General features: G+C 68.5%; 11 protein-coding genes and 1 riboswitch. Of the genes, 1 reads left to right on the top strand and 10 read right to left on the bottom strand.

Annotation, left to right across the window (positions count from 1 at the left end):
- Window positions 1–6 precede the first annotated feature (6 nt).
- A riboswitch (glycine riboswitch) is annotated at window positions 7–103 on the bottom strand.
- Window positions 104–216: 113 nt separating this feature from the next.
- Window positions 217–585: a PRC-barrel domain-containing protein gene (locus tag ACIP89_RS34590; protein ID WP_401932628.1), complete on the top strand. Its 369-nt coding sequence runs from the start codon at window positions 217–219 to the stop codon at window positions 583–585.
- Here the strand turns inward: ACIP89_RS34590 and ACIP89_RS34585 are convergent.
- The 10 genes from ACIP89_RS34585 to ACIP89_RS34540 all read right to left on the bottom strand — a co-directional run bounded on the left by ACIP89_RS34585 (window position 510) and on the right by ACIP89_RS34540 (window position 10,572).
- Window positions 510–1,997: a DNA polymerase IV gene (locus ACIP89_RS34585; RefSeq protein WP_401932631.1), complete on the bottom strand. Its 1,488-nt coding sequence runs from the start codon at window positions 1,995–1,997 to the stop codon at window positions 510–512. The genes ACIP89_RS34590 and ACIP89_RS34585 overlap by 76 nt on opposite strands.
- A 92-nt stretch (window positions 1,998–2,089) precedes the next feature.
- Window positions 2,090–2,707: a MerR family transcriptional regulator gene (locus ACIP89_RS34580; RefSeq protein WP_401932633.1), complete on the bottom strand. Its 618-nt coding sequence runs from the start codon at window positions 2,705–2,707 to the stop codon at window positions 2,090–2,092.
- 167 nt (window positions 2,708–2,874) lie between these two features.
- Entirely contained in the window at window positions 2,875–3,348 is a 474-nt protein-coding gene (locus tag ACIP89_RS34575; protein ID WP_006123076.1) for a bifunctional nuclease family protein, read from the bottom strand.
- Window positions 3,349–3,401: 53 nt separating this feature from the next.
- Window positions 3,402–4,145: a MerR family transcriptional regulator gene (locus ACIP89_RS34570; protein ID WP_402118322.1), complete on the bottom strand. Its 744-nt coding sequence runs from the start codon at window positions 4,143–4,145 to the stop codon at window positions 3,402–3,404.
- 40 nt (window positions 4,146–4,185) lie between these two features.
- Window positions 4,186–5,094, bottom strand: a complete 909-nt coding sequence (locus ACIP89_RS34565) for an FHA domain-containing protein (protein WP_401932656.1) — start codon at window positions 5,092–5,094, stop codon at window positions 4,186–4,188.
- Window positions 5,095–5,155: 61 nt separating this feature from the next.
- Window positions 5,156–5,947 carry a DUF881 domain-containing protein gene (locus ACIP89_RS34560; protein ID WP_401932639.1) on the bottom strand — a complete coding sequence of 264 codons (792 nt, stop codon included), beginning with the start codon at window positions 5,945–5,947 and terminating at the stop codon, window positions 5,156–5,158.
- Between the two features lie 5 nt (window positions 5,948–5,952).
- The gene (locus tag ACIP89_RS34555; protein ID WP_003970459.1) at window positions 5,953–6,285 is read right to left on the bottom strand and encodes a small basic family protein; all 333 of its coding nucleotides are present in this window, start codon (window positions 6,283–6,285) and stop codon (window positions 5,953–5,955) included.
- Window positions 6,282–7,205 carry a DUF881 domain-containing protein gene (locus ACIP89_RS34550; protein WP_401934309.1) on the bottom strand — a complete coding sequence of 308 codons (924 nt, stop codon included), beginning with the start codon at window positions 7,203–7,205 and terminating at the stop codon, window positions 6,282–6,284. Before ACIP89_RS34550 ends, ACIP89_RS34555 begins: the two co-directional genes overlap by 4 nt.
- A 149-nt stretch (window positions 7,206–7,354) precedes the next feature.
- Window positions 7,355–9,850 (bottom strand): sugar phosphate nucleotidyltransferase, encoded by a 2,496-nt coding sequence (locus tag ACIP89_RS34545; RefSeq protein WP_401932645.1) that lies wholly within the window; start codon window positions 9,848–9,850, stop codon window positions 7,355–7,357.
- A 113-nt stretch (window positions 9,851–9,963) separates the two neighbouring features.
- Entirely contained in the window at window positions 9,964–10,572 is a 609-nt protein-coding gene (locus tag ACIP89_RS34540; protein ID WP_401934307.1) for a CDP-alcohol phosphatidyltransferase family protein, read from the bottom strand.
- Window positions 10,573–10,767 lie beyond the last annotated feature (195 nt).

The following is a 10,767-nucleotide window of genomic DNA, read 5'->3' as shown; positions in this document are numbered from 1 at the left end:
AGTGACCTCGTCCGTGCGGTACGGGGGCCTGAGAGATTCCGGGGAGGATTTGCTCCTTCGGCGCCTCCGGATTCGTTCCGGAGGACTCTCCCGCACGGGGTAAGCAGCCGCCTTCAGCGTACCAGCGGGGTGCCGGGCGTAGATTTCGAGTGGCCAACCCCACGGATCTGCACTTCTGTGGTTCCTGTGGAGTACCCGCGACCAGTGGGAGGGACCGTGCAGACCGACATCGATCCGCGCAGCCTGATCGGCCGCAAGGCCTTCGACCGCGAGGGCACCAAGATCGGAACCGTGGACGAGGTGTACCTCGACGATGCGACCGGTGTGCCGGAGTGGGCGGCCGTACGCACCGGACTGTTCAGCCGGGACGCCTTCGTCCCGCTGGAACCCAGCGAATTCGTCAAGGACACGCTTCGCGTCCCCTTCGACCGCGCGCTGATCAAGGACGCACCCGACTTCGGGGTCGGCCGGCACCTCTCGCCGGAACAGGAGCTCCAGCTCTACCGGCACTACGGTCTGGACTCCCCGCCCGAGGAGACCGCCCCGGACCGGGACTTCGGCAGGCTGGCCGGCCAGGACGAGTAGTCGGCCGGGTCCCGCACGAGCGGCAGCGGATCGGCGGGCCGGAGTTCCGGATCGTCGATACGGAACGTACGCACCCGGCCGGGCGCCGAATCCGGCTCCTCGAAACGCACCGTGACCCGGCCGACCCCGCTGCCCTGCACCCAGCCGTGGCCGTGGGCGTCGTGGCGCACGTCGTGTCCGGCCGGCCAGCGCCGGGCGGCGAGCTGCTCCGCGCTCTCCGGTTCCGCCTCTCCGGGCTCCGGCCGGCCCTCGTCCGTTCCCGCGTCCCCTCCGGTCTCCGCACCGCCGGCCCGCTCGGCGTCGGCAAGGGCCGCGGCGAGCCCGGCCGCGGCGCGCTCGCCGGCCGCCTGCGCGAACAGATCCTCCTGGGTGTAGTCGGCCAGCCCGGTGACGCCCACTCCCAGCAGCCGCACTCCCCCGGTGGTGTCCACCGACTCCAGCAGCCGCGCCGCGGCCTCCCGGACCACCGTGGGGTCGTCGGTGGGCCCGCGCAGCGTCTCGGAGCGGGTCAGGGTCGAGAAGTCGTAGCGCCGCACCTTCAGCACCACGGTCCTGCCCGAGCGCTCCGCCGCGCGCAGCCGCTGGACACACCGGTCGGCAAGCCGCTCGACCTCGTTCCTGACCCGGACCCGGTCGTGCAGGTCCATGTCGAAGGTGTCCTCGACCGAGACCGATTTCGCGTCGCGCTCGGCGACGACCGGCCGGTCGTCGTGGCCGGAGGCCATCCGGTGCAGTGAGCTGCCGTGCGCCTTGCCCAGCAGCCGCACGAGCTCCGCCTCGCCCGCCTCTGCCAGGTCGTTCACCGTGGTCATCCCGGCGCGCCGCAGATGGTCCGCGGTGGCCGGTCCGACGCCGGGCAGGGTGCGCACCGGCATGGGCGCGAGCATCTCCCGCTCGGTCCCCGGCTCTATCAGCATGATCCCGTCCGGCTTCGCCTCCTCAGAGGCGATCTTGGCCAGCATCTTGGAGCCCGCCAGGCCGACGGAGCCGCTGAGTCCGGTGACCGCCTCGATCGCCTCGCGCAGCTGCTCGCCGACGGCCAGCGCGGAGGCCGTGTCGTTCGCCGTGCCGCCCGCCTCCAGGTCGACGAAGGCCTCGTCCAGGCTCAGTGGCTCAACCAGCGGCGACAGCCGGCCGAGCAGCTCCATGACCTGGTCGCTCACCGTCCGGTAGAGCGCGAAGCGCGGCACCAGATAGGCGGCGTTCGGCGCGAGCCTTCTGGCCTGCGCCATCGGCATGGCCGAGTGGATCCCGAAACGCCGGGCCTCGTACGAGGCGGTGGCGACGACCCCGCGCGGTCCCAGACCGCCCACCACGACCGGTTTGCCGCGCAGGCTCGGCTTCGACGCCTGCTCGGCAGAGGCGTAGAAGGCATCCATGTCCAGATGCAGGATGGTCGGCACGGCTCTCACATCAACCGATGCTGCCCCATGGCACTGACAATCGCCGGGCGGCGAGCGCCCGCCGGCCCCGGACGGCCCGGTACCGGCCGGACCTCACCGGGTCAGCCGGCCCGGTTGCGCCGTCGGGCGAGCTCATCGGCGGGATTGTTCCCGATCAGGGTCTCGCCGGTGTCCACCCGCTCTCCGTGCAGCTGTGACAGCGCGGCGTCGACGTCCCGCCAGACCACCCCCACGGCGATACCGAAGACGCCCTGACCCCCTTGGAGCAGCTCCACGACCTCGGCGGGTGAGGAGCACTCGTAGACCGTCGCTCCGTCGCTCATCAGCGTCATGCGCTCAAGGTCCTGGAACCCGCGGGCCCGCAGGTGCTGGACCGTGGTGCGGATGTTCTGGAGGGCCACCCCGGTGTCGAGGAAGCGCTTCACGATCTTCAGCAGGACGACGTCCCTGAAGCTGTAGAGCCGTTGTGTGCCCGACCCGTAGGCCGGACGGACGCTCGGCTCGACCAGGCCCGTACGGGCCCAGTAGTCGAGCTGTCGATAAGTGATCCCCGCCGCCGCGCACGCCGTCGGCCCGCGATAGCCGATGTCCTTGGCCGATGCCACGCCGCCCCCCGCCACCGCAGCCGGCGCAGCCGGCTGCCTGATGGTCTGGTCGGCTGTACTCCCCTGCTGCGGATACGGCCCACCCGCTGCCGCACCGTCGCCGCTGCTTCCCACGCCGACCTCCGTCCTTGACCTGCCCACTCGAAGGTAGGCAGTCACCCGGGGTGCGTCAACGATCGCCACACTCGGCACGCCGAGTGATAATCACCCTGAGGGTGGTTTCCAGTGACCCTCGACCGGGAAAGGCTTCTCGGATGCGCTGGCGGCGCCCCTTCGGGACCTCACTGGCTGTTCGTACCGAAGTCCTCCGGCGAGATCTGGTCGAGGAATTCGCGGAACTTCTCCACCTCGTCCTCCTGCTCGTCGGGAATCGCGATTCCCGCGTCATCGAGCACCCCGTCACTGCCGTAGATCGGCGTTCCGGTACGCAGGGCGAGCGCTATGGCGTCGGACGGCCGCGCACTCACCTCGACTCCGCTCGCGAAGACCAGCTCCGCGTAGAAGACCCCTTCCCTGAGGTCCGTGATCCGGACCTCGGTGAGCTCCTGGCCCACGGCCTCAAGCACATCCTTGAAGAGGTCATGGGTCAGCGGCCTCGCCGGAGCCATGCCCTGCTGGGCGAAGGCGATAGCGGTCGCCTCGCCAGGACCGATCCAAATGGGGAGGTACCGGTCGCCTCCCACTTCACGCAGGAGCACGATCGGCTGGTTGGAGGGCATTTCCACCCGGACACCCACAACGTCGAGCTCGTTCACACAGCAACCCTAGGACGTGCTCGGCAGGTTTGGGTAGTCGGGGCCCACGCGGATCAGTGGAGTCTGATCTGGAGCGCGGTCTGCACGAGGGCCGAATGCAGCCGTACAGAGAGTTCTGCCAGCTCCTTCGCGGTGGCCTCGGCATGGGCTCTGGTCTGCGGATTCCGGTGCCGGCGCAGGGGGGCGACCACCTGTTCGATCAGCCCGGCCTCCCGGTCAGCGGCCGCCCGCATGGCGCGCAGATGCCGCGGTTCCAGACCGAATCGGCCCAGATCCGACACGAGCCTGGCGACGGTGACCGTCTCCGCGTCGTATCCGCCGTCGGCCGATGGGACGACCAGACCGTACGACTCCCACGCGTCGAGGTCGCTCTCGGTGACCTCTGCGGCAGCGAGCAGCTCGGCCCGGCCGATGCGCGCGGCGGTGGCGCGGCCCGTCCCGCCGGTCCAGCTGCCGTCGGTGAAGTCCCGCTCGCTGTCCGGGGCCGGCAGGGGGGCCCGCTCGCCCCGGGCGACGGCGTCCAGGTGCTCGCGGATGACCTTCAGCGGAAGGTAGTGGTCCCGCTGCATCCGCAGCACCTGGGCGAGCCGCTCGACATCGTCGGGGCGGAACTTGCGGTAGCCCGAGGGCGTCCGCTGCGGCTCGACGAGCCCCTCCGCCTCCAGGAACCGGATCTTGGAGATGGTCACTTCGGGAAACTCGTTCCGCAGTTGCAGGAGCACCGTGCCGATGCTCATCGGGCGGTCGTCGGCGGGGGCGGTGCCGTTTCCGGCACCGCCCGTCGGTGTTCTCAGCATGGACCTTCCTCGGGGTCCCCCCGACGGAGTCAGGGGCGGGTCAGATGGCCCGCTGGCTCGCGTAGAAGACCAGCCGGTACTTGCCGATCTGCACTTCGTCGCCGTTGGACAGCGGGACGGAGTCGATGCGCTCTCGGTTGACGTACGTGCCGTTGAGGCTGCCCACGTCCCCGACCGTGAAGCTGCCGTCCGGATTCCGGTGGAACTCCACGTGGCGGCGCGAGACCGTCACGTCGTCGAGGAAGATATCGCTCTGCGGGTGGCGGCCGGCCGTGGTCAGCTCGCCGTCCAGCAGGAAGCGGCTGCCCGAATTCGGACCGCGACGCACCACCAGGAGTGCCGAGCCGAGCGGCAGGGCGTCCACAGCCGCCTGGGCCTCGGGCGAGAGCGACGGCGCCGACGACTGACCGGTCGCCTCCGCCTCGTAGGCCTCAAGGCCCGAGATGGAGATGGTCGACGTCGTCTCCGAAGCCCGCTCGGGAACCCCGCCCCTCAGCGGCGCGCCGCAGTTGGAGCAGAAGCGGCTGGCTTCGGCATTGCGGTGACCGCACCTCGTACAGACCGGCATGGACGAACCCTCCTGCCTCGGAGTGAACCCTCCACCCGTACTTGAGGTTGACGGTTCTCCGAAACCTATGCGGCCGGGACCGGCGGGGTCAACAGACGACGCGCCCGAATTGTCACCCCCGGGGCCTCCCACCTGATCACGGAAGAGCGGGCGCTCGGAGCCCTGCTCGTCGGCTTGACCATTGCGCGGCGCACGATGGCGGGCAGCCTCATCGCGTGCGCTCTTACCGAACAACTTCCCAAACAACTTCACGGGCGATTCCCCTTGACCGAAACAGACCCGCCCGTGGGGCAGGACGAACCCTGAATGAACACACCTGCCGACCCGGACATCTTCACAACGTCCGTATCTACTCGACAGTTTCCACCACGCACCACGAATACGATGCGGCGACCCCCCGCAACCTTCTGTCCGTGTCCCCCGACGCCCACGCGTCCCGGCTTCACTGGGCCGACGACCGAGCGTAGTCAGGCCGCTCCGCCGGTCGCAAGGCGTTCACGACAATGTCCTCGGCCTGCGACACATGCACGGTGGCCTGCTCCTTCTCCAGCGTCTGCACCACGCCTCCCGGGATGTTGAGCGCCGGTTCCAGATCCTGCGGCTTGCCGATGACCTTGAAGACGTACGGAGCCGAGATCTTCCGCCCGTCGACCTTGATGGCGCCGCCGTCACCGGAGAAGTACGTATTGGCCACCACCCGTACGCCGTTGACCTCGATGGCCTCGGCGCCGGCGGCCCGGAGCTCCTGAAGCGCGTCGAGCAGCTTGTCCGCCTCGACCGCGTCGCCCGGGTCGTTGATGGTGAGGGTGATTCCCGGGCCGTGCGCGGCCACGGTACCCGCGAGGATGCCGAGTTGACGTTCCTTCTCGACCGTCTGCTTGCGGGCCTCCTCGGCCTGGTCGGAGCTGTTCTCCAGCTCCGTGCGCTGATCCTCCAGGCGCTGCTTCTCGTCCTCCAGCCGCTGCGAACGGTCGTCCACCTCGTCGAGGATGCGGACCAGGTCCTCCTGGCGCGCGCCACGCAGGGCGCTGTTGTCGCTGTTGGAGCGCACCTGAATCGCGAGCCCCAGGCCGAGGACGAACAGCAGTACCGCGACGATGAGTTGGGCACGGGTGACCCGTGGTGGCCAGATGCCGGCCATCAGCCGCTGGCGTCCGGTGAGCCCCTTGGGCGCGTCCACGGGCCGCTCTCCGGGCTGTTCCCGGCCGCCGGTGGGTTCCTCGTCGTTGCTCATCGGCCTCAGGCCCGGAAGACGTGCCGGCGGATGGCCGCGGCGTTGGAGAAGATCCGGATACCCAGGACGACCACCACACCGGTGGAGAGCTGGGCGCCGACGCCCAGCTTGTCGCCCAGGAAGACGATCAGGGCGGCCACGACCACGTTCGAGAGGAACGAGACCACGAAGACCTTGTCGACGAAGATTCCGTCGAGCATCGCCCGCAGGCCGCCGAAGACGGCGTCGAGGGCGGCCACGACGGCGATCGGGAGGTAGGGCTCGACCACCGCCGGCACTTCGGGCCGGACCAACAGTCCGACCACGACTCCCACGACGAGGCCCAGTACGGCGATCACGATGTGCCCTTCCCTGTGTCTGCCGCACCACTGCCGGTGTCTGCGGCCTTATAAGGCTCTGCTGTCCGTACGGTCAGGCTCGGGGCGGCCGGGAGACTCACCTTCTCCTGGACCGAGATGCTCGTCCTGATGTCGAAGGTGTCCTTCAGCGCTTGCAGGTACTGGCCGTCGGCGCTGTCGCGGAAGGCGGCACCGAGCTTCTTCCCGTCCCCCACCGCGAGCACCGAGTACGGCGGCACGAGCGGCTTGTTGTCGACCAGTATGGCGTCGCCGGCGGCCCGGATCGCCGACAGGGCGGTCAGACGCTGCCCGTTGATGGCGATCGCTTCGGCACCGGACTGCCACAGCCCGTTGACGACCCGCTGCATGTCCCGGTCCCGGACCCGTCCGGTGTCGGAGAAGCCACTGGTCTCACGCGGCCCGCCGCCGCCCTGGTCGGTGTTCTTCGCGTCGTCGACGACCAGCTTCACGCCGGGCCCGTGCACGGCGGTTGCGCCGGAGAGCAGCGCTACCAGTTCCGCCTGGTCGCCGCCGTGTTTTTCCAGAGCTTTGCGCTGGCGTCGGCCGACGTCGTCGCGGACCTTCTCGACCTGGTCCTCAAGGGTGTCGGCCGCGTCGGTCTCCGCGTCGATCCGGTCGATCAGCTCTTCGCGTTCCTTGGCGAGGACCGGCGCCGAGACCCGTGCCTGCGCGGCGCCCAGTGTGACAACGAGCGCGGCCAGCACCAGGCACGCGGCGAAGCCCAGCTTCGCCTTGAGCGTACGGGGCAGGCCGGCCCGGCCGTCGGCCTCGCGACGGGCCGATGCCTCGGCGTATCCGTCGTCCAGGCTGTGGTCCATCACATTGGTCAGCAGCGACATGGACGCGTCGGGGCGCGCGGGCGGCGAGGCCGTACTCCGATCGGGGGGCTGCTGCGACATGCCGCACATCGTCGCACGTCGCAGCTGCTACCGCCGAATGGCCCCACCGGTGTGCGGGGACGCGCCGACCGACGCGCTCCGGCGGACCGCGGGAGCGCGAACCGTCCGGCCGCGGCGAATGCGTTGCCCCACCGCCGCGGCCGGATGTCTCAGTCGCCCGCGCTCTCGACGATCGTCGACCACTCGTCCAGCAGGGCCTGGGCCGACGCGTCGTCCGGGCCTTCCGCCCACAGATGGGTGACCGCTTCCGCCCGGTCCGGCAGCACCATCACCCAGCGGCCGTCCGCCTCGACGACCCGGACGCCGTCCGTCGTGTCGACGTCACGGTCTCCGGCGGCCTCGACGACCCGGCGCATCACCAGCCCCTTCACTGCCCACGGAGTCGCCAGGTCCCGGCGTAGCACGTGGGCTCGCGGGATACGTGCGTCGATCTGGCTGAGAGTGAGCTGAGTCCTCGCCACCAGCCCGATCAGCCGCACGAACGCGGCCGAGCCGTCGAAGACGCTGCTGAATTCCGGAACGATGAAGCCGCCCCGGCCGTCTCCACCGAAGATGGTGCCTTCTTCGCGTCCGACCCGGGTCAGGTCGTCCGGCGATGTCATCGTCCACTCGACCTGGGTGCCGTGGTACGCGGCCACCTGCTCGGCGATCCGGGTCGTGGTCACCGGCAGCGCCACCCGCCCGCTGCGCCGCTCGGCGGCGACGAGATCGAGCATGACGAGCAGGGCCCGGTCGTCCTCGATGATCCGGCCCCGCTCGTCGACCAGGGAGAGCCGTTCGCCGACCGGGTCGAACCGGACGCCGAAGGCTGCCCTGGCCGAGGAGACGATCTCCCCGAGCCGCACCAGTCCGGACCGCCGGGCCTCGGCGGACTCGGTGGGACGCGACTCGTCCAGTCCCGGATTGATGGTCAGCGCGTCCACACCGAGCCGTCCCAGCAGGCTGGGCAGAACAAGCCCCGCGCTGCCGTTGGAGGCGTCCACGACGACCTTGAGCCCGGAGTCGGCGATTCCGGCGGTGTCCACGTTCCGCAGCAGGGATCCGGTGTACGAGTCGAAGACACTGGACGGGAAGTGCAGGTCCCCGATCTCGCCGGGGAAGGCACGGCGGTACTCCTGCCGGGCGTAGACGCGGTCCAGCTTTCGCTGCTGCCCCTGGGAGAGGTCCGCACCGCTCGCGTCGAAGAACATGATGTCGACGGAGTCGGGAACACCCGGCGACGTGCGGATCATGATGCCGCCGGCGCTGCCGCGTGCGGTCTGCTGACGCGCCACGGGCAGCGGCACGTTCTCCAGGTCGCGGACATCGATGGCACTGGCCTGAAGTGCCGAGATCACCGCGCGCTTCAACGCTCGGGCGCCGCGGGAGTGGTCACGCGCGGTGGTGACCGTCGAACCCTTCTTCAGCGTCGTGGCGTACGCGCCGGCCAGCCTGACGGCCAGTTCCGGCGTGATCTCGACGTTCAGGATCCCGGAGACACCACGCGCTCCGAACAGATGAGCCTGTCCGCGCGACTCCCAGATCACCGAGGTGTTGACGAACGCGCCTGCCTCAATGGTCTTGAAGGGGTAGACGCGGACGTTGCCCTGGATGATCGATTCCTCGCCGACGAGGCATTCATCGCCGATGACGGCGCCGTCCTCGATCCGGGCGGCACGCATGATGTCGGTGTTCTTGCCGATGACACAGCCACGCAGATTGCTGTGATCACCGATGTACACGTTGTCGTGCACCACTGCCTTGTGCAGGAACGCCCCGCTCTTCACGACGACGTTCGACCCGATGACCGTGTGTTCACGGATCTCGACCCCGGCCTCGACCTTGGCGTAGTCACCGATGTACAGGGGCCCCCGGAGCACGGCGTCGGGGTGTACTTCCGCGCCTTCGGCCACCCACACTCCGGGCGAGATCTCGAAGCCGTCGATCTCCACGTCGACCTTGCGCTCAAGTACGTCGGCCTGGGCCTTGACGTAGCTCTCGTGCGTCCCCACGTCCTCCCAGTAGCCCTCGGCGACATAGCCGTAGATGGGCTTGCCTTCCTTCATGAGCTGCGGGAAGACGTCTCCGGACCAGTCCACGGAGACATCGGCCTCGACGTAGTTGAAGACCTCGGGCTCCATCACGTAGATACCCGTGTTGACGGTGTCCGAGAAGACCTGACCCCAGGTGGGCTTCTCCAGGAACCGCTCGACCTGGCCCGCTTCGTCCACGATCGTGATCCCGAATTCCAGGGGGTTCGGTACGCGAGTGAGGCAGACCGTGACCAGGCCGCCCTTTTCCTTGTGGAAGGCGATGAGGTCGGTGAGGTCGAAGTCGGTGAGGGCGTCACCGGAGATGACGAGGAAGGTGTCGTCCTTCAATGCCTCTTCGGCATTCTTCACACTGCCCGCGGTGCCGAGCGGTTTCTCCTCATTGGCGTAGGTGAGCTCCATTCCGAGCTCTTCGCCGTCTCCGAAGTAGTTCTTCACCAGAGACGCGAGAAACTGGACGGTCACAACCGTCTCATTGAGCCCGTGCCTCTTCAGCAGCCGGAGCACATGCTCCATGATCGGCCGATTGGCTACGGGCAGGAGCGGCTTGGGCATGCTTGAGGTCATGGGGCGAAGGCGAGTGCCTTCACCACCAGCCATAACGACGGCCTTCATGTCGGAAACGTCCTCCTCGAAGAGACGACGGTCAAGCCGACTTCGCCCGTCGGAGCAGCATCTGTGTCATCAGCCGCGGGCCGGCCACGCTGCGCGGCACCGCATCAACGGGCTCAATCGGCTACTGCATCCGCCGTGACAAGACGGCGGACCTGAACCACATAGAGGATCCCTGCCCACCAATAGAGCGTTGTACCCCATCCTGCGAACGCCCATCCGAAAACAGTGGCCAACCATGCAAGCCAACCACCTCCATCGCTGAGCAGCAACAAGGGAAACGCGTACATCAGATTGAACGTAGCCGCCTTGCCCAGGAAGTTCACCTGGGGCGGCGGATAGCCGTGCCGGCGCAGGATTCCCACCATCACGAGAAGCATCAGCTCGCGAGCGAGGAGCGCCGCGGTGAGCCAGAGGGGAAGGATCTCCCGCCAGGTCAGCCCGACAAGGGTAGAAAGAATGTAGAGACGGTCGGCGGCCGGGTCGAGGAGTCGCCCGAGGCTGCTGATCTGGTTCCAGCGACGCGCCAGCTTTCCGTCCAGGTAGTCGCTGATACCGCTGAACATCAGCACGAGCAGCGCCCAGCCGTCGCTCTTGGGCCCGCCGAACTCAGGACGGAGAATCAGCCACAGGAAGACAGGTACGCCGACGAGGCGAGCCATGCTGAGGATGTTGGGGATGGTGAGTACCCGGTTCGTCTGAACGCGAGTCTCCTGGACCTCCACCCGGGGGCCTCCTGTGAAGAACGTGCCAATGATGCCTCCTGACCCTACCCTCAGGGGCGGCCGGCAGGTACACGGGGGTACTTGGTCCTCGTCGGCTGTTCGGGAACGCAGAAGAGCCCCGTGCCACAAGGGCACGGGGCTCAACTATTTTAAAAGGAGTTCGGCGGCGTCCTACTCTCCCACAGGGTCCCCCCT

It is taken from the genome of Streptomyces sp. NPDC088730, assembly GCF_044751215.1.
Classification (GTDB): domain Bacteria; phylum Actinomycetota; class Actinomycetes; order Streptomycetales; family Streptomycetaceae; genus Streptomyces.
Note: the sequence above shows the minus strand (reverse complement) of the source record. Positions and strands in the feature narration are given on the sequence as shown.